The organism is Microbulbifer epialgicus, assembly GCF_041447265.1.
GTDB lineage: Bacteria > Pseudomonadota > Gammaproteobacteria > Pseudomonadales > Cellvibrionaceae > Microbulbifer > Microbulbifer epialgicus.
In genome coordinates, this window is the sequence record NZ_JBGMEK010000066.1 from 1 (window position 1) to 23,809 (window position 23,809).

Consider the following 23,809-nt stretch of genomic DNA (forward strand, 5'->3'; position numbering starts at 1 on the left):
TACCGCAGGTTGGCCAGACATTGCCTCCAGGAAACCACTAAAATCGACTTGCGGGGATGTATCGGCCGCGGTGTAGATTTGTGATTCTATAGTGGCTTCGTCGACACTCCCCCACCAATTACCGGTGACATCCAAGCTGGTATTTGCAGCATCACCAAAGCCAGTTACATAGACGCTGTAATTTTTATTGCCGTAAAGGCTATTGCCCGTTATGACCGGAACCGGATTATTCGTCGCGGTGCCATCTCCAATAACATAGATACCATAATCATTAAGGGTGATCTCATTGCCGTTTGTAATTATTGGGTTACTACCAGCACGAATATAAATACCATAGGTATTAAAACGGAATAGGGAATGCTGAACCGTGCCCTGCCCTCCGTTAAAATCAATTCCATAGATGGCTCCCTCAATCCGGGCGTAATCGATATCTACAGTAGCACCTGTAATTACCTCAATACCATACCATTCACCGGCTTGGGGAGTTGCAGCTGCCGAAGTAAATACCGCTCGAGATCCTGCGGTTCCTTGGGCTACCAAGTTACCTGCAATTTGTAACTTAAGATCCGGCGCGGACTTTAAGCTGGCACCAGCTTCCAAGGTCAGGGTAACACCCGGCTGTACGACCACATCTTGCAACATCAGGTGAGCGCCTGCAGGTAAAACCGTATCTTCAGTAATCGGACCCAATAAAGTGACACCATCATAACTGGGCTGACCATTCAATCCATCAAGATAGCTGCCATAGTTCACGAGCGGTGAATAAGTAGCATTATCATCTCTATCGTAAATTGAAGAGACAATTGCCTCAGCATCAGTTGACCCCCACCAGTTACCGGTGGCATTTAAAATAATAGTCAACGGGTTCGCAAAGTTATAAGCGTAGTAGTTGTAACTGCTGTTATGGTAGATATTGTTGCCTGTCACTACTGGCATCGGGTTCTGATTGGCGTCGCTAGAGTACCCGTAAACATAAATACCATATATATTCCTGGTAATTTCGTTACCTCCATTGATCAACGGCGCACTGTTACGGCCAACATAAATACCATTATTACTGCCACGAATAGTATTGTTAGATACCTGTGGAGCAATCGCCTCTTCTGCAGAGGCAGCAATCATACGAATACCGGCATGGTTATTTAACAGTTCAGTATTCTTAACCGAACCATCACCACCATTAAAATAGATTCCATTCGTCGCGCAATGCACCTGCACATGTTCAATGGTAGCGGTACCCCCTGCAACGACCTCAATACCCGGCCAGTCCTTGCGCTGAGTACTTACTCCGTCACAAGCCCCCACTACTGGCTTAAAAATGATCGGGGAGACCTCTGTACCGCTTACAGACAACTCGCCTTTAACCAGTAACGGATAATTACCTGTAACCAGTAACTCTGAACCAGCTGCAATACTTAAAGTAGCATCGGCTGCTACCTCTATCCGGCCAAGCACTCTATAACTGTCTCCTGACAGCTCAGTATTTTCAGAGATATAACCAAAAATTACTTCTCCAGCATAAGCAGGATTACCACCTGGACCATCCAGGTAACCTTGGAAATCCACCACAGGATAAGTGCCTTGGCCATCAGTCCAGTCGTAGATTTTAAGGGCAATTTGCTCTGGATCGTCAATCCCCCACCAGTTCCCCGTAGCATCAAGGGTGGTTAGCGTCGCATTCGCAAAATATCTTGTGTAATAATTGTATTTTTCACTATCGTAAATGCTATTCCCTGTTACTACCGGCACTGGGTTCTGAGCAGAATCACCACTATGCCCATCGGCATAAATACCATAGTAACTATTGGTAATTTCATTGCCATTGGTAATCAGTGGATTGCTATTACGATAAATATAAATGCCATTATAACTACCGCGGATGGTGTTACCGGATATCTGCGGTGTAATCACAGCTTCTGCTGAAGCAGCCGCTGTTTGGACGCCAGTGTAATTGCCGATTAACTGAGAGTTGCTTAGGGAACCATCACCACCATTAAAGTAGACCCCATTGTTAGCACAATGCACTTCAGTATATTCCATGGTCACTGTTGCACCGGCCGAAACTTCAATGCCCTGCCAATCTTTACGCCGAGTGTTCACCCCATCACAAGCTTCGTTCTCAGGCCTAAAGATAATAGGCGAAGCTTCAGTTCCCTTTGCTATCAGTTTACCTTTTACCAGTAATGGATAATCACCCGCGAACAATAACTCGGAGCCAGGAGTAATGGTCAGACTTACATCGATTGCAACCTCAACTCGACCAAGCACCAAATGACTATCATTGGACAAATCGGTATCTTCACTGATGAAACCAAACAGGGTTTCTCCAGTGTACGCAGGAGTACCATTCGGTCCATCTAAGAAATTCCGAAAATCTACGATTGGACGGGCGCTCTGACTATCAGTCCAGTCATAGATCTCTAAGGCTATTTCCTTCGGATCATCTGTTCCCCACCAGTTACCAGTAGCATTCAGGGTTGTTGTAGCCCCATTGGAAAAATTTCTGGTTACATAGTTGAAATCAATGCTCTCGTAAATACTGTTTCCAGTAACTATAGGTGCCGGATTCTGTGCTGGGTCGCTACTATGCCCGTATACATAAATGCCATTTTTATTACCGACAATCTCGTTATTCCCATTGATCAATGGGAAGCTATTGTAGGAAACATAAATTCCATTGTTATTTCCACGGAATTTGTTGGCAGATATTTTTGGTGCAATCACTGCCTCCACAGAAGAAGCATAAGTATAGATGCCCGTATCATTATTGAGGAGCTGGGCATTACTGACTGAGCCATCGCCACCATTAAAATAAATACCTTTGCTGGCACAATGTATTTCTGCAAATTCAATTGTTGCCGTGGCATCGGCCATAACTTCAATGCCATTCCAATCACTACGGCCGATATTAATGCCGTCACAGGCCTCTGCTGTGGGCTTGAAAACTACCGGCGAGGCCTCTGTACCTTTTGCTTCCATTGCTCCTTTAACCCGCAATGGATATTTGCCAGAAAATTGCAGTTCAGAACCAGGGGCTATTGTCAGGATAGCACCTGCCGCAACCTCAATTCGGCCTAACACCAGATAGCTGTCATTAGATAAATCAACATCATCTGTAATATTGCCAATTAGAGTTTCACCGGTATAAACAGGGCTGCCGTCTTGGCCGTCGAGAAAATTGTGGTAATCCACTACTGGATAAGAGCTTTGGCTATCAGTCCAATCATAGATTGCTGAGGCAATCAGAGCAGGATCACTTGTACCCCACCAGTTGCCACTGGCATCCAAGGTCGTCAGTGCTGCCCCGGAGAAGTATCTGGTGTAGTAATTATAACTATTATTGCTATAGATACTGTTGCCGGTGACCACTGGCATTGGGTTCTGAGTGGTATCACTGCTGTGTCCATAGACATAAATACCGTGGCCATTCTCAGTAATTATATTACCGCCATTAATCACTGGATTACTGTTACGGTATACGTAAATCCCGTTGTAACTACCACTAATCGTATTACCAGAGATTTGTGGTGCGATTACCGCATCGGCAGAAGGGCCGGCCGTGTGGATAGCGTGATAATTGTTGATCAACTGAGAGTTACTGACAGAACCATCACCGCCATTAAAATAAATACCTTTGCTGGCACAGTGTATTTCTGCATATTCAATTGTTGCCATGGCGCCTACAACAACTTCAATACCTGTCCAGTCACTACGCCTGGTATTTATTCCATCACAAGCTTCTGCTGTTGGCTTAAAGACAACTGGTGAACCTGCTGCACCCTTCGCACTCAACGCTCCTTCAACCACCAGTGGATACTTACCGGCAAACTGCAGCTCGGCGCCTGGGGCAATGGTTAGTACAGTATCGGTAGCGACTTCTACTCGACCAAGTATTAAGTAACTATCGGCGGATAGGCTGGTATCATCGGTGATATAACCAAATATGGTTTCTCCACTATAAGCTGGACTCCCATCAGGACCATCCAGGAAGTCACGGATATCTACTACGGGATTGCCATTATTTCTATCATCTGTCCAGTCCCAGATCTTTGCGGCAATTTGGCCAGGATCAGTGCTCCCCCACCAATTACCTGTTGCATCCAGGGTAATTGAATCTGCCTCTGAAAAGTATCTAGTGTAGTAATTGTGATTACCATTGCCATAGAGGCTATTGCCGGTCACTACGGGCACTGGATTCTGGGCGGTGTCGCTGCTATGCCCATAAACATAAATACCGTACGTATTCCCAGTAATTTCATTACCGCCGGAAATCAGCGGGTTACTATTACGATAAACATATATCCCACTATCGCTGCCGCGAATGGTATTCGCAGATATCTGGGGAGCAATTACCGCCTCTGCAGAGGCTGCACTTGTATAGATGCCGGTATAGTTATTTTCAAATAAGGAGTTACTTACTGAGCCGTCACCACCATTAAAGTAAATACCTTTAGCGGCACATTGTATTTCCGCATATTCAATCGTTGCGGTAGCATCCGCAGCAACTTCAATGCCCAGCCAGTCTTTGCGATTCGTATTAACTCCATCACAGGCCTCTGCCGTTGGTTTGAATACGATAGGTGCATTTTCATCACCTTGCGCCCTAAACTCCCCCTTAATCATTAGCGGGTAGTTGCCTGTAAATAACAGCTCGGTACCGGGATTGAGATTCAGGGCTGTATCTACTGCAATTTCTATGCGCCCGAGTACCAGGTAGCTATCAGCAGAAAGATCAACATCAGTATTTAGGTAACCAAATAGTGCCTCACCCGTATAAGCGGAGCTGCCATCGGCACCATCCAGGAAACCTCGATAATCCACTACCGGACTAGTGCTCTGGTTATCCGTCCAATCGTAGATTTTCACCGCTATTTGACCTGGGTCAGTAGTTCCCCACCAGTTCCCAGTTGCATCCAGAGTCGTCAGTGCAGCATTCGCAAAACTACTTGCGTAGTAATTGAAACCGCTGTTCCCATAAATGCTATTCCCCGTTACTACCGGTACTGGGTCTTGGGTGTTATCGCTGCTATATCCGGAAATATAAACACCATAGTAGTTCTCACTGATTTCATTACCGCCACTAATCAGAGGATTACTATTTCGATAGACATAGATGCCGTTATAACCGCCGCGGATCTCGTTTCCAGAAATCTGCGGGGTAATTGCCGCATCTGTAGAAACTGCTACAGCACGTATGCCGGTATAGTTATACAGCAACTGTGAATCTGCTACCGAACCATCACCGCCATTAAAGTAAACGCCATTTGTTGCACAATGTATCTCAGCAAATTTTATTGTTGCTGTAGCGCCTTCAGAAACCTCAATACCAGGCCAATCCTTACGCTGTGTATTGATTCCATCACAGGCTTCTGCAGTAGGCTTAAAGCTAATAGGTGAAGATTCTGTACCTTCTGCAGTCAACTCCCCTTTAACTAGCAGTGGGTAGTTACCGGTAAATTTCAGTTCGGTACCTGGAGCGAGAGTGACAACCGTATCAGCAGCAACCTCTACTCGGCCAAGCACCAGATAACTGTCTGCAGATAGATTGGCATCCTCACTGATATACCCGAGCAGGGCCCCACCAGTATAAGCGATATCCCCACCTGGGCCGTCAAGGAAATTACTGTAATCAACGACCGGATAAGAGCCTTGACTATCGGTCCAGTCATAGATCTTTAATGCAATTTGCCCCGGATCAGTGGTACCCCACCAGTTACCAGTGGCATTCAAAGTGGTCGAGGCAGAATTCGAAAAGTAAATAGTTCTATAGTTATAGCTGCTATTGTCATAAATACTGTTGCCGGTAACCAGTGGTAAAGGGTTTTGACTGGGATCACTGCTATGACCAGAGGCATAAACACCAATACTGTTTCCAGTTATCTCATTACCACCAGTAATCACAGGGGCACTATTATGATAAACATAAACCCCTTGAGTATTCCCGCGGACTTCATTTCCAACTATCTGTGGCGCAATTACTGCTTCTGCAGAAGAGGCCGCTGTATGGATGCCCGTAGCATTATTTAGTAGTCGAGAATTCCTAACTAAACCATCACCACCATTGAAGTAGACACCCTTAGTGGCGCAATGTACCTCGGCATATTCAATTGTCGCTGTTGCACCGGATAAAACTTCAATACCCGACCAGTCTGAGCGCCCAGAATTTACCCCATCACAAGCTTCGACGACCGGCATAAAAATTACTGGAGATGCCCCGCTTCCCGTTACTAACAATTCACCATAAACTTCTATTGAATATTTACCAGTAAGGGAAATTGTAGTGCCCTCCTCAATTGTCAGCACAATGCCGGCAGGGACCTCAAGCTCACCCAGTACCTGATATACACCTCCGGTGAGCGTTAAATCACTTGTTAACCTCCCCTGTAAGGTACCTCCTGAACCTGCGCTATCACCGTCTTCATTTAGGTACCCACTGTAGTCAATCAATGGAGATGAGCTGGGATCATCACTCCAATCGTAAATATTAGAGGCTATCAGGGCCAGATCTACACTACCCCACCAGTTCCCCGTAGCATCAAGGGTGGTTAGCGCCGCATTCGCAAAATATCTTGTGTAATAATTGTATTTTTCACTATCGTAAATGCTATTCCCTGTTACTACCGGCACTGGGTTCTGAGCAGAATCACCACTATGCCCATCGGCATAAATACCATAGTAACTATTGGTAATTTCATTGCCATTGGTAATCAGTGGATTGCTATTACGATAAATATAAATGCCATTATAACTACCGCGGATGGTGTTACCGGATATCTGCGGTGTAATCACAGCTTCTGCTGAAGCAGCCGCTGTTTGGACGCCAGTGTAATTGCCGATTAACTGAGAGTTGCTTAGGGAACCATCACCACCATTAAAGTAGACCCCATTGTTAGCACAATGCACTTCAGTATATTCCATGGTCACTGTTGCACCGGCCGAAACTTCAATGCCCTGCCAATCTTTACGCCGAGTGTTCACCCCATCACAAGCTTCGTTCTCAGGCCTAAAGATAATAGGCGAAGCTTCAGTTCCCTTTGCTATCAGTTTACCTTTTACCAGTAATGGATAATCACCCGCGAACAATAACTCGGAGCCAGGAGTAATGGTCAGACTTACATCGATTGCAACCTCAACTCGACCAAGCACCAAATGACTATCATTGGACAAATCGGTATCTTCACTGATGAAACCAAACAGGGTTTCTCCAGTGTACGCAGGAGTACCATTCGGTCCATCTAAGAAATTCCGAAAATCTACGATTGGACGGGCGCTCTGACTATCAGTCCAGTCATAGATCTCTAAGGCTATTTCCTTCGGATCATCTGTTCCCCACCAGTTACCAGTAGCATTCAGGGTTGTTGTAGCCCCATTGGAAAAATTTCTGGTTACATAGTTGAAATCAATGCTCTCGTAAATACTGTTTCCAGTAACTATAGGTGCCGGATTCTGTGCTGGGTCGCTACTATGCCCGTATACATAAATGCCATTTTTATTACCGACAATCTCGTTATTCCCATTGATCAATGGGAAGCTATTGTAGGAAACATAAATTCCATTGTTATTTCCACGGAATTTGTTGGCAGATATTTTTGGTGCAATCACTGCCTCCACAGAAGAAGCATAAGTATAGATGCCCGTATCATTATTGAGGAGCTGGGCATTACTGACTGAGCCATCGCCACCATTAAAATAAATACCTTTGCTGGCACAATGTATTTCTGCAAATTCAATTGTTGCCGTGGCATCGGCCATAACTTCAATGCCATTCCAATCACTACGGCCGATATTAATGCCGTCACAGGCCTCTGCTGTGGGCTTGAAAACTACCGGCGAGGCCTCTGTACCTTTTGCTTCCATTGCTCCTTTAACCCGCAATGGATATTTGCCAGAAAATTGCAGTTCAGAACCAGGGGCTATTGTCAGGATAGCACCTGCCGCAACCTCAATTCGGCCTAACACCAGATAGCTGTCATTAGATAAATCAACATCATCTGTAATATTGCCAATTAGAGTTTCACCGGTATAAACAGGGCTGCCGTCTTGGCCGTCGAGAAAATTGTGGTAATCCACTACTGGATAAGAGCTTTGGCTATCAGTCCAATCATAGATTGCTGAGGCAATCAGAGCAGGATCACTTGTACCCCACCAGTTGCCACTGGCATCCAAGGTCGTCAGTGCTGCCCCGGAGAAGTATCTGGTGTAGTAATTATAACTATTATTGCTATAGATACTGTTGCCGGTGACCACTGGCATTGGGTTCTGAGTGGTATCACTGCTGTGTCCATAGACATAAATACCGTGGCCATTCTCAGTAATTATATTACCGCCATTAATCACTGGATTACTGTTACGGTATACGTAAATCCCGTTGTAACTACCACTAATCGTATTACCAGAGATTTGTGGTGCGATTACCGCATCGGCAGAAGGGCCGGCCGTGTGGATAGCGTGATAATTGTTGATCAACTGAGAGTTACTGACAGAACCATCACCGCCATTAAAATAAATACCTTTGCTGGCACAGTGTATTTCTGCATATTCAATTGTTGCCATGGCGCCTACAACAACTTCAATACCTGTCCAGTCACTACGCCTGGTATTTATTCCATCACAAGCTTCTGCTGTTGGCTTAAAGACAACTGGTGAACCTGCTGCACCCTTCGCACTCAACGCTCCTTCAACCACCAGTGGATACTTACCGGCAAACTGCAGCTCGGCGCCTGGGGCAATGGTTAGTACAGTATCGGTAGCGACTTCTACTCGACCAAGTATTAAGTAACTATCGGCGGATAGGCTGGTATCATCGGTGATATAACCAAATATGGTTTCTCCACTATAAGCTGGACTCCCATCAGGACCATCCAGGAAGTCACGGATATCTACTACGGGATTGCCATTATTTCTATCATCTGTCCAGTCCCAGATCTTTGCGGCAATTTGGCCAGGATCAGTGCTCCCCCACCAATTACCTGTTGCATCCAGGGTAATTGAATCTGCCTCTGAAAAGTATCTAGTGTAGTAATTGTGATTACCATTGCCATAGAGGCTATTGCCGGTCACTACGGGCACTGGATTCTGGGCGGTGTCGCTGCTATGCCCATAAACATAAATACCGTACGTATTCCCAGTAATTTCATTACCGCCGGAAATCAGCGGGTTACTATTACGATAAACATATATCCCACTATCGCTGCCGCGAATGGTATTCGCAGATATCTGGGGAGCAATTACCGCCTCTGCAGAGGCTGCACTTGTATAGATGCCGGTATAGTTATTTTCAAATAAGGAGTTACTTACTGAGCCGTCACCACCATTAAAGTAAATACCTTTAGCGGCACATTGTATTTCCGCATATTCAATCGTTGCGGTAGCATCCGCAGCAACTTCAATGCCCAGCCAGTCTTTGCGATTCGTATTAACTCCATCACAGGCCTCTGCCGTTGGTTTGAATACGATAGGTGCATTTTCATCACCTTGCGCCCTAAACTCCCCCTTAATCATTAGCGGGTAGTTGCCTGTAAATAACAGCTCGGTACCGGGATTGAGATTCAGGGCTGTATCTACTGCAATTTCTATGCGCCCGAGTACCAGGTAGCTATCAGCAGAAAGATCAACATCAGTATTTAGGTAACCAAATAGTGCCTCACCCGTATAAGCGGAGCTGCCATCGGCACCATCCAGGAAACCTCGATAATCCACTACCGGACTAGTGCTCTGGTTATCCGTCCAATCGTAGATTTTCACCGCTATTTGACCTGGGTCAGTAGTTCCCCACCAGTTCCCAGTTGCATCCAGAGTCGTCAGTGCAGCATTCGCAAAACTACTTGCGTAGTAATTGAAACCGCTGTTCCCATAAATGCTATTCCCCGTTACTACCGGTACTGGGTCTTGGGTGTTATCGCTGCTATATCCGGAAATATAAACACCATAGTAGTTCTCACTGATTTCATTACCGCCACTAATCAGAGGATTACTATTTCGATAGACATAGATGCCGTTATAACCGCCGCGGATCTCGTTTCCAGAAATCTGCGGGGTAATTGCCGCATCTGTAGAAACTGCTACAGCACGTATGCCGGTATAGTTATACAGCAACTGTGAATCTGCTACCGAACCATCACCGCCATTAAAGTAAACGCCATTTGTTGCACAATGTATCTCAGCAAATTTTATTGTTGCTGTAGCGCCTTCAGAAACCTCAATACCAGGCCAATCCTTACGCTGTGTATTGATTCCATCACAGGCTTCTGCAGTAGGCTTAAAGCTAATAGGTGAAGATTCTGTACCTTCTGCAGTCAACTCCCCTTTAACTAGCAGTGGGTAGTTACCGGTAAATTTCAGTTCGGTACCTGGAGCGAGAGTGACAACCGTATCAGCAGCAACCTCTACTCGGCCAAGCACCAGATAACTGTCTGCAGATAGATTGGCATCCTCACTGATATACCCGAGCAGGGCCCCACCAGTATAAGCGATATCCCCACCTGGGCCGTCAAGGAAATTACTGTAATCAACGACCGGATAAGAGCCTTGACTATCGGTCCAGTCATAGATCTTTAATGCAATTTGCCCCGGATCAGTGGTACCCCACCAGTTACCAGTGGCATTCAAAGTGGTCGAGGCAGAATTCGAAAAGTAAATAGTTCTATAGTTATAGCTGCTATTGTCATAAATACTGTTGCCGGTAACCAATGGTAAAGGGTTTTGACTGGGATCACTGCTATGACCAGAGGCATAAATACCAATACTGTTTCCAGTTATCTCATTAGCAGCACTGATCAGAGGCTGACTATTACGTAAAACGTTTATTCCGTGGGTGCTACCATTTATGGTGTTACCAAATACCTTTGGATATATTGCAGTATCTGGAGAGGGCGCTGTCATATTGATAGCAGAGTGGTTATTTAAAAGCCTACTGTCAGTTACTGAACCATCACCACCATTAAAGTAAATACCGTTAGAGGCACAATGTACTTCTGCATACTCAATTGACGCAGTACCTCCGGCAAGGATCTCTACTCCTGACCAGTCCTGCCGACTTGTATTCACGCCATCACAGGCAGGAGAAGATGGATGAAATTTAACCCGATCGACAGTGTTACCAACTACTTCAAGATCACCTAAAACAGAAATTTTTCTCCCACTTTCTGCAATAACCTCCACGCCAGGCTGAATCCAGAGAGTGATATCCTTAGGAATGCTAAGGTTGCCACTTATGGTGTATGGAGAACCATCTCCCCGTGTCCACACCATTGTTTCCAGTACCTCCCCGCTCCACTCACGCCCAAGAGTATTGGTATATGTAGTACTTACACTATTTGAAATAGGGCTTTGGTCATTTCCACTTTCAGAAATTGCAGAAATAACATTTTCGCTGTCCTCCAGTGGCACCCAGGTAGAAAAAACTCCGCTTTCATCTACTTCGATGCTTCTTGTCATGCTGCCATTAACAAAGAATACAACCGTAGAGCCGGGTTCAGCTGTGCCTGTTAGAGTTGCAGGGTTACTTTCTGTCCCATCCGCTAGCGAATATAGTATCGGGGCCGCAATATCACTGCCACCGCCTGTTGGGTTTCCATCCAGAACCTTATCACCAGTGGTAACACGCTCAATTTTTAGTAAGCCGGAGATATCTGAATCTCCAATTAGCGCTCGGATTTGATTGCTACCTAAAGCTAGAGTCACGAAAACTGCAAAATCACCTGTTGAGTTAGTTCGCGTCTGAGCTGCAATTGAACCATTAATCTCGATATCAACAAGTTGATCTTGCTGGTTCGAAACCCCAGCAAGGTACAGCTTTGATGAGTAGATTTTTTCTGCAACCGGATAGAGTAGAACCTCCGCCCTGGCACTTAATGAAAATATGGAAAGAGACAAACAAAGTAACGTAAGCACCAAGCCATAAAGGTACGGCTTACAACGTTTGTTGTGAAAGCTCCATTTACTCATTTCTACTCTACCCTGAAACATTCCATTAACCTTAAAGTTTCGGCTCACATATACCTTTAGTAGCAGAACGAAAACAAACCCTATTCTTCTACTGCACATTTTAAGGTTAGACAGTAATCTTCGTCTTAAAATCATCCTGCCTAACCCCGCATAACTCAAAAAACACAAAGCATCTTCTATCTAGTACTTACATAAGAGCGCCTAAGAAAGTGATTTCCAACTCTAAAGAAACCAATAAAGAACAAAATAATCGGCATTACTAGCAAAAAGTAAAACATTATGGGAAGTCGCGACTCAGTCCCAATGGATAATGCGTGAATGAAAGCCAATGGAAGCACCAGCAGCCAGAGATAGTGGCCAATACGCCACTTTTCGCTGCCTATTGCAGTCTTCCAACCAGCAAACGCGCCCACACATAACAGCAGAAAAGCAATCAACCCCAAGGTGACTTGTTGATTGTAATATCCATGGCTAAATTTAGGCACCAACAAGCCCCAAGCAGGGGAACCCGTGCGTATTGAAACCGCAGCAAAGAATAAAGAAACATGAAGCAAAACCATGATTAGCGTCAAAGACCCAAGAGCCACATGTGACCTATGCCCGCAAAACTGAGCAAAAGCCGCCCCTGAAAACCGCTTACCCAAGGCAAAAAGACATTGAAGCCAAAATAGTGAAATTGCCAGCAACCCAGCCAGCTTTGATAAGATGTACGCTTGCTGGCCTGGAGGCATGTATCCACCAAAATAATCAACCGGATTACCAACTGAAGACCACCATGTAACTAGCGGAATACCAACTGCAGCAACCACCGCGACCAACAGCGCACTAAACACAATTAGCTTTTTCATTCAGCCTTACCCACCTATATTTACTACAGCCACATTCGTTAAGAGCTGGATTTTGGGCATTGGCCTTTCGATACACAGCGTTCCAATTGCTTTAATGCCTCTTCTTTCTTCAAGGCTCTAGTGCCAACGGTTGGTAACCCCTGCGCAATCCAACCTTTTATGCCGTATGGGTTTAAGATTACTGAGTGCTCAACCCCGGCCACTTTCAATGCTTTCGCCATCTCAAACCCTCTAAAATCCTTAACGCAATAGCTCACGACATAATCTGCTTCCAAAAGCCCTTTCACATGGCTACTGTCGAGGTCACGTAACGTAATATTTAGAGCATTGGGGATATGTCCCTCTAAAAATTCTTCCTCTTCCCTCACATCCACAAAGGCTACTGTCTTACCTTTCTGCATTTCCGCCAGGATAGTGGAGATAGATATTTCGCTAACAAGGGCATCATTTGAAGTGGACACTTCTCGATTGCAAGAAGTCATTAGGCCTGCCTGGGTCAAACTCGAACCAATATTTTCAACCTGAGACAAGGCGGCATATACAGAGTCGAAAAAGTCCAGATAGCAATTAGCCGGAACAGAATCTCTTCCATACTTTTCCTGTAAAGCTCTAAATGCCGACTCTACTATTTCAGCTTCCTGGGTTTTGTCCGCCCCCCAGAAATTCACCTCAATATCGTGAATAATTCCCACCAACTTTAGAACAATGGGATCATCAATCGTGTACTGAGATTTTGCCATTTCGAAGGCAGTCTGATCGCCAATTCTACGAATAGAGGCAGTGGGAGTATCAAACTCAACCCCACCAGAAAGTGAAGAACCTTGATTTACAACTTTTAAAGAAGCTTTAGGGTCTGCATGGCGTGTGAGCAACCAAGCAGTGGCCCATTTGTCAGGTCCCAACCCGTATTCGGTAACAAATACTGACTGAGGCTTGGAGCAGCCTATGAAAGTAAGAATAGCCAGCACTGACAAGGTGCGAAATATACTGCTCAATCGCAAACTCCCTTTTACATCTTTTGCGCATATTTTGCGCATAGCCATAATCTATCAGGACCTGAAAGATTTTCGATTTTTATCATAGCTGACAAACTGATTCAATCAGAAGTGCCAAGTTAAATAATTTTGCCTAAGGAGATAGCATATAGGTCTTTAAACAACACCAAAAAGCAAGCAATGGCACCTAGAAAAACAACTATTATTTGTGATCAGTATCACAATAATAAAGATTAATGGCTGGCATATCTCAAACCTAACAATTTTACTGTCCCACCATTAGGCCTAATTAATTGAAGCTTCACTAGGGAGATTCTGAATAATTCTGCGAAATCTCTCAGGAACCTGAAGGCTACAGCCGTTACGCACCGTTCCTATCGACAAAGATATACACCCCCTCACCCCCGACATGTGCAGCGTTTGGATCCGAGTCGTTATAGCCCCGCCATTCTGCTTCGTTCAGCAATACATTAGCATCCTCATCATTCTCAATGATAAGCTCCTGATCCAGTAGCACTACCACTAGGGGTATCACGGGCTCACAATACAGTGAATCACCACTTTAAATAGCAAATAAAATTTGCCTACACAAAGAGACTTCTTGATGCTGACTCTAGCGGATAGTAGTAGTTAACTCTCTCTGGCCAAAGTATTCCAAAATACTGATACAAACTTTATAGGATTGAACGAATGTTAATCATCTACCGGTCAGGGTTTCAGAGAAATTTTCCCAATCGTATTGATATCGATGCTCTTAGCCGAGATTCATAGCTGGTAACCCTGCCCTGCTCATCAAAAGACCAACTGGAGTCAATACTGAAGGAACCTGCGGGTTATTGTGATTTACCTTTTTCAAGTCTTGACTGTAGTGGTCTAATTCTTCCGGACACTTCGCTAAGATGGTAAAACTATCAAGCGAGGTGAAGCATGGCGACAAAAGGTACATGTCAACATTTCAAGCCGGAATTCAAGAAAGATACCGTAACCCTAGACTCCGAGAAAGGGTACTCGATTCCTAAGGCTGCTGAAGCTGTAGGAACCACTGTCCATAATCTGCAACGTTGGATAAAAGAGCTGAAGCTGGAAGAAAGCAGAGTAAAGCTGGATGCCAGCGAGCGCGCTGAATTGGATCGATTGCGACACGAAAACAAGCAGTTGCGTATGGAGAAGGAAATCCAAAAAAAGGCCAGCGCCTTCTTTGCGAAAGAAATGAAATAAAGTACAATTTTATCAAGATGCAGCAAGGCAGCTTTCCAGTTAGGGTGCTCTGCCGGGTAATGCAGGTAAATAAGAGTAGCTATTACGATTGGTGTCGCCGTAGTGGTAGCTCAATAGATAGCCAAACATGGCAACTATGCCATCGTTTGAAGACCTTATTTGCAGAATCCCGACAGAGTCTCGGAAGCCGTCAGTTAGAGAACCCTCTGAATAGGGAATTATCACCGAGCGCTAAAAATCAAGTTTGGACTACTGATATTACGTACATCTGGACTTTGCAGGGCTGGTTGTACTTGGCGGTAGTGATTGATTTCTATTCACGCCGGATTGTTGGTTGGCATCTAGATCGCCAGATGGAAATGGCTTTGGTAAGTCGTGCGTTGATGATGGCTGTCAATTTGCGAACACTACCAAAAGGCCTTCTACATCACTCCGATCGAGGTAGTCAGTATGCCAGCGATGCCTACCAAGTGCTATTGAAGCAGCATGGAATGATGCGCTCAATGAGTCGTAGGGGAAATTGTTGGGCCAACTGTGTAAATCAAAATACGTGGAGTGATAGTGCTCTCAATTAACGGTCGAATCGTCGCTTGTTTTACATTTGCGAGCATACGTATCGCAACCTGACCACCTCATTGAATCATGCCAAAATGGAAGGCTTTTCCTTTGCCAGGATGCCTCAGCCAGGAGCGCCCCTCAATCTTTTCCGCCGTCCACTACGGCCTTCTATTAACTGCTTCAGGCTGCCCTTTATGCCCCGCCACAATATAAACTTCATCGCATTCCACTTCACCCTCAAGGGAGAAGTCAGGAGCTTTGCTGTGAACGGCCTCACTGAGCTATTAGGTTATCTTCTGAACATCATCCTCATTCAGATCAAGCTCCTGACTAATCAGTGAATTTGATAGATTCAGTGACATTAGATATAAGCAGTGCAACCAGACTTTCAGATGTCTGATGGTGCCCCGCAAACACGGATAAAGTCAGGTCGTCAAAACGACGTTGGCAACTTACACCATCGTGCCAACGATGTTGCCGTATGTTTGTAGTATTTTGCGTCATAGAGGGGGTCATGAAATTTCATCATGAGGCTGTTCTACAGACGTTCAGCCATTAATTCCATTGTTAGCGACTCCAATCTTGAACTCCCCGGAATCCATAAAGTACCTCTATTCTATAAAACTTAGTATCCTAGTTTTGTTTTCAATAAATATTAACTATTGATGTAAGGTCTCTATATAGATATTTGGGATGGCGAGGGTTTCATATATGCTTGTTATTACAAATCGCAATATAGTTGACAATGAATTGAATAAAGACGTTGTAAATCATGAGGCTTTTGGGGAGTTTCAAAATTTCAAAGGTACAAATGAAATTAGGCTCGCGAAGGCAGTCAAGCATGACCAGACCTGGAAAGTTGAGCTAGTAAAGGAGCCATCAAAAATTACGAAATCAAACATGCCTTCGAAGAAAGTATTTCTATCCCTGAGGGATGAGCTTATTATAAACAAAAAAATTGTGTATTTTTTGCTCACGGTTTTAACCAATCATTTAAGGATAGCTTAGAAAATGGGTTGGCTATTGAGAGAAGGTATGGCGTAGAGGTTATACTCTTTTTGTGGCCCTCTAACCCCGACGGACTTCTAATTAGTGAATATAAGCATGCAAAGCAAGTTGCCACTGCTTCGGCTGGCGCTTTAGATGCAGCTCTTGAAAAAATAGGTCTATATGTTAAGGAGCTGTTCAATAATGATTCACTGGAGAAATGTAATATTAAGTTTTCGTTTATGGCATATAGTCTCGGAAATTACCTTCTGCAGAGTTATGTAGGTGGTTCTTATTATGGGGAGGAAACAAATATCTTTGATAATGTTATATTGTGTCAGGCAGATGTTGACCGACTAAATCATGAGTATTGGGTAGATCGAATATCTGTAGGTAAGAGGATATATATAACAATAAATGAAAATGATGGAGCTTTAAAATGGTCTGATATTAACTTTCAAAAGGAAAGGTTGGGACGATCTGCTAAATATTTAAATTCAGAAAAAGCTTTATATTTTGATTTCACCGATGGCCCCAATGTGGGCAATACACACGGAGTCTTTCATAAGGATACAAATCAGTGGTAAATACATTTTTTAATAAGCCCCTCAATGGAAGAAAGGGGGCGTGTGCCGGGTTTATTTTACAATCCAAACTCTAATTCATATCAATTTTAGAACTAAAACTTATACATCATGGAGAGAGTTATGTGGCAAAGCGTTGTTTCTCGTGAATATAAGATTATGCTTAAAACTTCCAATTTTATTAGTTTAGAGGCCAATCTACGGAAGTGAGCCAATTTTTTTTGGGATAATTTTAAAGGATCAATCCAAGATTTAGTTTTTGACACAGATGCTCAATTGGATATGATAGAAAGCCGAAGGCTTGTGAAGCCCTATGATAGCAGCTATCAACTTATTAAAAAAAACATAATTACTCTTTAATAGAGAGAGAATTAATCTCAATGCTAACTTGCGAGGAGTTACCCTTAAATTTTGCCATCCGGATCGATATATTTCACAAGATAAAGATATGAGTTCCGCCAGCAAAGAAAGTTCAAAGATTAAATTTTAGGAGGATATTGAGCCTCCATTTATAAAGCTGTATAACTTTTCTTCAACTCAATCAATATCGAATGAAAAAGTTATTAATAGCATTAACGACCCTAAAAGATTGCTCCCAAATTTAGCGAAAAGCTTAAAGATATTGAGGGAAGAGAATTAATTAGAATTTTCGGGGATTTCACAGCTAAAGAAAAAGTTAAAACACCTGTGGTTGTCGAATTTAGTTATAGGTATAAAGACAAACAAAAAAAATTTTATGGTGATGTGGCCGAAAGAGCTTATGAAGCATTTAATAAATTGAAAGGCAGTCTATCAGAGTGGGCTTGGCTAGAAGGGCTAACCAAACCCGCATATGTCTACTCAAAAATAAATCCTCATTTGGATCAATATTAGCACCTACCTTAATTACTTTGACGGTGGGCAGATCTCCAGGGTTTTGACCAAAATATAGATTGGTTATCCATCCTTTGGGAGAATTCAATGAACCTATTAAAGTTAATATTTATATTGCAAAATATACCATTTATAAAAATTATTTCATTGAGAGGCATATAAGTTTTCCCTATATCAAATAGAACCAAGGAATCTCTGAATAATTCCGAGCCAATTTGGTGGTATTCAGCTATCTGTCAAGATAGCGATGAATCATGCACCAAGTCACCTTTGTCGAAGCAAGAAATAAGCCAACCTAATTGCCAATGTCAAGAAATTGCATCAACAAGTCCAGCATGCTACAACTAAAGAAGGAAAGACTATTATGTCGGTTATTTTGAATAGGTGTAAAAATGACAGAAGATACAAATAAATTACAGGAAAAACTTGAGACAAGCCTAGGGAAAAATATCTCACAGATATGCGGGAATAAGTTTCACTCACCTTCTGATAATCACTGTGCCCACTTTGTTAGCCATATTCTTGAGCTTGACTTCCCATTTAACTGCAAAAACTATAGTGGAGGTAATTCTGATCCTGCCAATGTTCGTGTGCAAGAAATTTTCCCAAAATGTCCCAAAGTTGGAAAATGGGAAGACGCCAATAAGGAAATAACTCATCTTGTATTCGTCACAAAAATTGACAATGTAGATATAGCTAGAAAGAAAATAAGAAATGTGCCTCAAAAGCATATAGGAATTTTCAACAAGGGATACATATACCACTATTCCAACGCCAACAAAAGAGTAGAAAAAGTATCGCCAAGGGATTTTTTAAAAGAGTTTGATAGAAAATACTCAGGAAAGCAAGGACTTTTTTTTGGGACGCTTCCAGAAATAGATTTGCTTCTTAACATTAAGCCTGCATCAAATATTAAAAATAAAATTGCCTTTAATCTAGAAAAAAATGGACGAAAATGGTTGGCGTCCGAAAAAAATGATTCAGGCAATAAGTTCTACATTGGGCATGAAACAAGCAAAGGAAACTATATTGGCTTGTTTTCAAAAACGGATGAATATTACGGCCCTAAATACTGTGCAAAAGATTACTACGGCCAATATGATCATTGGTCTCAGATAATGGAGCTAATAGGCTATTGTGAAAGCAAGAATTACTTTAATATAATAAACACTTATGATAGCGCAAAATTTACTTTTGGTTTTTTCCAATTTGCAGCCCATACCCCTAACGACAACTTAATTCTTTTAATAAAATCTCTATATGATTTACCAAAGTTTAATGATTACTTCCCTGAATTAGAAATGCACGATGGGAAGCTTTATCGTACGAAATCAGATGGAGGAAGAACGAACCTGGAAATAGAAATGGAATCGGGACCACGAAACAGACGCCAATTACAATATTTCATGAATTATCTGAATGCTAAATTAAGAGATCATGATACTCAAGAAGTATTGCAGTCAGCACGCCTTATACACTGGTCAAATAATGATATCGAAGCGAGGAACCTACAGGTAGATACGGCAAATAATATCCTACAAAAAAAAATGCAAAGCCGATATTCTAGATGGTACAATCTTGATGGAGAGAAAGATGTAATCTGTGCTCTCGTTGCTGACATTCACCATCAAGGCCGAGCCTCTAAAGCTAAAGTTAAACTTGCACTAAAATCTAAGAATAAAATTGATAGATTAATTAATATTAATCAAAATTACCAAGGGAGAATTTCAGACCTGAAAAATATCCTTGGAAGGATGGTTGATAATGGCCAGCTAGGCAAAAAAGTCTATGATGCTGGGCTTAATGAATTTAGATGAAAATTCACTCCGTGTCATCTAATCTTAAAGAAAATTAAATGTATTCAATTTATTAGCAGGCCACTAAAAAATTCTAGAAATACGATGGCTGTTCAATATTATGCGCATAAGAATATGTCAACTCTACTTGAGTACTAATCAGATGAATTTTCTTTAGCAGGCTGTTGAAATGGGATCTAAAAACTAATTTTCAGCTAAGGAAGGAATAAAATTTTCAGCAATTTCTCTCAGTCAATCTAAATTAGATCATTTTTTAGACGAAATGCCGCTAAATCCATAAAAGTCCTTGCCTTTTGCTGCCCTTTTCCAGTCTATAGGCGGATTGATCTTGCAAATTCTTAATTCGGGCTAGATTCCATCCAACAAAAGTCATTTTGAAAATGTCATTTACTCGATCCAGCCCCCGTACTTTGACTTGTCAGATCAACCCTATGGTTTTACCCGAGCCAAAACCCTCTTCAATCCCCTTGCGAACTTTCATACTGGCTTGGTAGCCAGCATGGCGAGCTTTTCACCCGTCAATAGCTGATCACCCAGGCCGCTTATGATTCTGAGCAACATGAGGTGTGATACTCAATTCTCTGCAGGACTCTACAAACGCTCGGATGTCATAATTTTTATCCTCACCTACTGTCTTAGCTTTTGAATCCGGTAGCTCCGCAAGCATATCAAGCGTCGCTTTCCTCTCTGCGGTTCCTGTAGCTAAACCTGGCTTTGCATTAATAATTAAACCATTTCGGTTTTCCATCGTGGTATGCCTCTGGTAACCCATTTTTTCAGTGCCTTTGGACTTTTTGTAGATTCTTGAGTCTGAATCTGTGGTCGATTCATGTGTATCATTTTTACGTTTCTCACCACGGAAATCGCACTACTTATTCCGCCCCCCCGAATTCTCATCATCCTTTTTGGAGCGAAAACTCTTCTATGAAGCCCATGCTTGAATCAGGGCTCCATCGACACTAAAATGTTCATCGTTAACCAGGTTTTTCTTACGGGCGATTTTTATAATTTCCGTAGAAAGTGTTGCAATAATCTCATGTCCCAGTAGCCGATCTTGGTTTTTACTGAATGTTGAGTGGCTCTATACAGGATGATCTACCGAGAGCCCAACAAACCAGCGAAACAGTAAGTTGTAATTCTTCTGCTCCATTAATTATCTTTTGCTACGAATGGTATACACAACCTGCAAAAGCTGAGCTCCTAGTAAGCGTTCAGAGGGAATAGATTCATGGCCGAATTCAGCATATGCTGAGTCCAGCAACCAATCTATGCGTTTAAGCACGAGGTTAAAGAGCATTCGGATTGCATGTAAAGTGTGCTTTTTAGGAATGAAAGATTCCAGATGGACAGTTATGTACAAAGCTTCTTGGGTGATATCAGCGCCGAGAATTACTGAAAAGTATCCAGATTTTATCTTTACCCTATTCTACCAAAACTAGCGTCCATGCGGGCCTATTTCAACAACCTGCTAGAGCAATACTAGCTTCCCCTGTCATTATGTACGATAACGTTCGTAGGTTTCTTGCGTCGCCATTGAGCCATTTGAATGGCGTCACAGACTAATTTAGCGTCATCGTTTCCGACATCGCCCAACCAATAGCCAGCCGACTATAAAAGTTTATCGCTACAGCCAGATATAACCAACCCTCTTCTGTTCGTAGGTAGGTGATATCCCCAACCCAATTCTGATTCGGTGCTTCAGCATTGAAGTTTTGCTCGAGCAGAATTTGGCCGTTGGCAGGTTATGCTTTGAGTAGGCTGTGACTTTATATCTATTCGCTGTTTTGGCTTATAGTCCCTGTAGACGCATTCTGGCTGCAATTGTTTTTTGATTATATTTATTGCCTCACTGGCCAATTCCTTCGTCAGGCGAGGGGCGCCGCTACGTTCTTTACTGGCTATAAAGCGCTGCTGTACCAAGCTATCAAGTTTCAATCGCTATTACAGATGCTTGGATTGATCGGCCGATCTTGACACTCAATCGTAAAACCCCGCTACGAGATACGCTCAACACTGCGGTCATCGCCTTGATCTTGTCATTGGGCACATCTGCTGTGTAGTTTATCGTTTAAGAGAGTGTCCGTCGTTGGTGGGTAGGATCATGTCTCCGTGCTCCATATTAGAGGACAGCATGAGAAAAGCAATGATAATAAAAATCCAGAAAATTAACTCAAAGCATAATAGGAATTGAAGTCTCCTTTCAAATTGTAATGTAAGATTCCCAATTGATAATTATATGTGAGACTAGGAAGTAATCAATTAATGAAAAGTGCTGTTTACAGGCGGGCACAAAAAAGCACGCCTAGGAAAATTGGCTATACCATAATGGTAAGCAATTTTCCACAAATGGGTCTATCATCCAACAGAGCTACTCTGTCGGTTTGTGGTTGAATAAGACGTATTGACACCTATTGTCTATCGTGCCTTACCGACTGCAACTAGTAGGAAAATAGAAAATTACTTGTACCTGCGATAAACATAATACATACAAGAAATTTCTTACTTAGGAAAAGTGGGAAAGGACGAAAATGGCATTTAGAGTGATAATAAAATTTTTTCTAACCCTACAGCTTTCAGCTCTTATTTTATTAGCAACTGGCTGCGGACTGACGTCAAATCAAATTGTGAAAACACAGTCTTTTGGAGCTGCAACAACGAAAATCGGAAAGTTAGGGGAGAGCGAATTTGAAAATATTAGAATTAGAATTATAGAAATGAATACTGAATTTGTGGCTATAGATAAAACCAGGATTTCAAGTGATCTAAATATTAATAAACCTATATCACCTGAAGCAACAGCTGTAAGAGTAGCAGCAACCAAAGCATTAAAATCTTATGGAGAACTATTGATTGAGCTAACATCGGACTATAAGAAAGAAAATCTACAAAGAACTGCTAATTCACTGATGAATAATGTAAATGTAGCTCTAGGGTTTAATTTTACTCAGAAAGATAAGGAAAGCATAAAAAAAGTAATCGTTGGTTTTGGATCTTTTTGGGTGAGAAAGAAGAAAGCTGATGCCGTTAAACAAATAGTAACCGCATATGAGAACTCAGTAAATCAGCTTGCTGACTTACTGATTGAAGACTTCTCCCTTGAAGGAACTGCAGGATACATTAAGATGTATGATTCCACAGCTCGTCGACTAAGAGACATCTCAATCTACATCATCAACAGGGGAGAGGAGTATTCAGCTTTTGAAAGGTATCGAGCAGTCGAAGCTTTAGTTATGTCAGAAGAAGCAATATCTCGAGCTGTAAAAATAAGCAAAATGGCAAGAAATGCTATAGAAGGCTTGAAGAAAGCGAACTCCGAATTAGTAAAAATCATGAAAAAAGAGTCATACTCTACAGGTGATATTGAAGTTTATGCAAAACAGACTCAGGAACTTATAAATATATTTCAAGTATTTACAAATTAATATATGGAGATGTATTAATGAATGAATTACTAAGAAGTATAGAAAGGACAATTAAAAATTTGGGAAAAATTAGACGCTCTCAATCCCCCCCTTCAAGAGAAATCACAAATAAACTTATTTCTTTGCGAACGCTGGAACAAGAACTTATATCAGTGGAAATTGATAAAAACACAGACAAATACAAGGCTGCAATAACTTCATTAAGTAAGGCAATTAAAGAGACCAAGAATGTTATTGATAAACTAACAAAAGTTGATCTCGCCATCAAGGAGGTTTCAGATGCAATTGAGATAATTAGTAAATTGAAAGCTAAAAAGGATTAATTTTTATACCATTATAAAAATTTACCTAATTACCACTCTCGCCAAATCACGGGAGGCGGCATATAAATACAGATTGATCCTACCCATCAACAACGGACACACCACTAAGCGACTAGTTGTTCCTCAGACGCCTCAGGGCTGAGATAGCCATTGGCGCTGTGTAGGCGATTTCGAATGTAGTCTATCTCTATATACTCAAATACGGTTTCTCGCATGAGGCACCTTGTGGGAAAGCGGT

10 protein-coding genes and 4 pseudogenes are annotated in these 23,809 nt (G+C 42.5%); 7 read left to right on the forward strand and 7 right to left on the reverse strand.

Features of this window, described 5'->3' with window-relative positions:
• From ACCI49_RS19105 to ACCI49_RS19120, 4 genes are all read right to left on the reverse strand, one after another.
• Window positions 1-11,946, reverse strand: an 11,946-nt coding sequence (locus tag ACCI49_RS19105; protein ID WP_371840766.1) for a right-handed parallel beta-helix repeat-containing protein, incomplete at its 3' end; no start/stop codon positions are given.
• A 176-nt stretch (window positions 11,947-12,122) separates the two neighbouring features.
• Entirely contained in the window at window positions 12,123-12,794 is a 672-nt protein-coding gene (locus ACCI49_RS19110) for a hypothetical protein (protein WP_371840767.1), read from the reverse strand.
• 38 nt (window positions 12,795-12,832) lie between these two features.
• Window positions 12,833-13,789 (reverse strand): chromate resistance protein ChrB domain-containing protein, encoded by a 957-nt coding sequence (locus tag ACCI49_RS19115; RefSeq protein ID WP_371840768.1) that lies wholly within the window; start codon window positions 13,787-13,789, stop codon window positions 12,833-12,835.
• Window positions 13,790-14,150: 361 nt separating this feature from the next.
• Window positions 14,151-14,324, reverse strand: a complete 174-nt coding sequence (locus ACCI49_RS19120; RefSeq protein WP_371840769.1) for a hypothetical protein — start codon at window positions 14,322-14,324, stop codon at window positions 14,151-14,153.
• A gap of 392 nt (window positions 14,325-14,716) precedes the next feature.
• Here ACCI49_RS19120 and ACCI49_RS19125 point away from each other — a divergent pair, with 392 nt between their 5' ends.
• The 5 genes and pseudogenes from ACCI49_RS19125 to ACCI49_RS19145 all read left to right on the forward strand — a co-directional run bounded on the left by ACCI49_RS19125 (window position 14,717) and on the right by ACCI49_RS19145 (window position 19,826).
• On the forward strand, window positions 14,717-15,007 hold the full coding sequence (locus ACCI49_RS19125) for a transposase (protein WP_371840770.1): 291 nt from the start codon (window positions 14,717-14,719) through the stop codon (window positions 15,005-15,007).
• A gap of 59 nt (window positions 15,008-15,066) precedes the next feature.
• Window positions 15,067-15,582, forward strand: coding sequence for an IS3 family transposase (locus tag ACCI49_RS19130; RefSeq protein WP_371840771.1), 516 nt, complete (start codon window positions 15,067-15,069; stop codon window positions 15,580-15,582).
• A gap of 676 nt (window positions 15,583-16,258) precedes the next feature.
• Entirely contained in the window at window positions 16,259-16,573 is a 315-nt protein-coding gene (locus ACCI49_RS19135; protein WP_371840772.1) for a hypothetical protein, read from the forward strand.
• Window positions 16,573-17,139, forward strand: a pseudogene (locus ACCI49_RS19140) (hypothetical protein); the annotation flags it as partial. The gene ACCI49_RS19135 and the pseudogene ACCI49_RS19140, both read left to right, overlap by 1 nt.
• Window positions 17,140-18,401: 1,262 nt before the next feature.
• Entirely contained in the window at window positions 18,402-19,826 is a 1,425-nt protein-coding gene (locus tag ACCI49_RS19145; RefSeq protein WP_371840773.1) for a hypothetical protein, read from the forward strand.
• Window positions 19,827-20,094: 268 nt separating this feature from the next.
• Here ACCI49_RS19145 and ACCI49_RS19150 read toward each other — a convergent pair.
• Window positions 20,095-21,216: pseudogene (locus ACCI49_RS19150) on the reverse strand (IS5 family transposase).
• A gap of 92 nt (window positions 21,217-21,308) precedes the next feature.
• Window positions 21,309-21,758, reverse strand: a pseudogene (locus ACCI49_RS19155) (DDE-type integrase/transposase/recombinase); the annotation flags it as partial.
• A 596-nt stretch (window positions 21,759-22,354) separates the two neighbouring features.
• Between ACCI49_RS19155 and ACCI49_RS19160 the strand changes: the two are divergent.
• Together ACCI49_RS19160 and ACCI49_RS19165 are read left to right on the forward strand one after the other, a co-directional pair.
• Window positions 22,355-23,248, forward strand: a complete 894-nt coding sequence (locus ACCI49_RS19160) for a hypothetical protein (protein WP_371840774.1) — start codon at window positions 22,355-22,357, stop codon at window positions 23,246-23,248.
• Window positions 23,249-23,265: 17 nt separating this feature from the next.
• On the forward strand, window positions 23,266-23,571 hold the full coding sequence (locus tag ACCI49_RS19165) for a hypothetical protein (RefSeq protein WP_371840775.1): 306 nt from the start codon (window positions 23,266-23,268) through the stop codon (window positions 23,569-23,571).
• 104 nt (window positions 23,572-23,675) lie between these two features.
• Here ACCI49_RS19165 and ACCI49_RS19170 read toward each other — a convergent pair.
• Window positions 23,676-23,809 (reverse strand): annotated as a pseudogene (locus ACCI49_RS19170) (IS3 family transposase); the annotation flags it as partial.

Bases quoted from the DNA above. Each gene is read 5' to 3' on its own strand.
- ACCI49_RS19135 (WP_371840772.1), top strand. From the start codon at position 16,259: ATGGCGAGGGTTTCATATATGCTTGTTATTACAAATCGCAATATAGTT.
- ACCI49_RS19110 (WP_371840767.1), bottom strand. From the start codon at position 12,794: ATGAAAAAGCTAATTGTGTTTAGTGCGCTGTTGGTCGCGGTGGTTGCT.
- ACCI49_RS19125 (WP_371840770.1), top strand. From the start codon at position 14,717: ATGGCGACAAAAGGTACATGTCAACATTTCAAGCCGGAATTCAAGAAA.
- ACCI49_RS19165 (WP_371840775.1), top strand. From the start codon at position 23,266: ATGAATGAATTACTAAGAAGTATAGAAAGGACAATTAAAAATTTGGGA.
- ACCI49_RS19160 (WP_371840774.1), top strand. From the start codon at position 22,355: ATGGCATTTAGAGTGATAATAAAATTTTTTCTAACCCTACAGCTTTCA.
- ACCI49_RS19130 (WP_371840771.1), top strand. From the start codon at position 15,067: ATGCAGGTAAATAAGAGTAGCTATTACGATTGGTGTCGCCGTAGTGGT.
- ACCI49_RS19145 (WP_371840773.1), top strand. From the start codon at position 18,402: ATGACAGAAGATACAAATAAATTACAGGAAAAACTTGAGACAAGCCTA.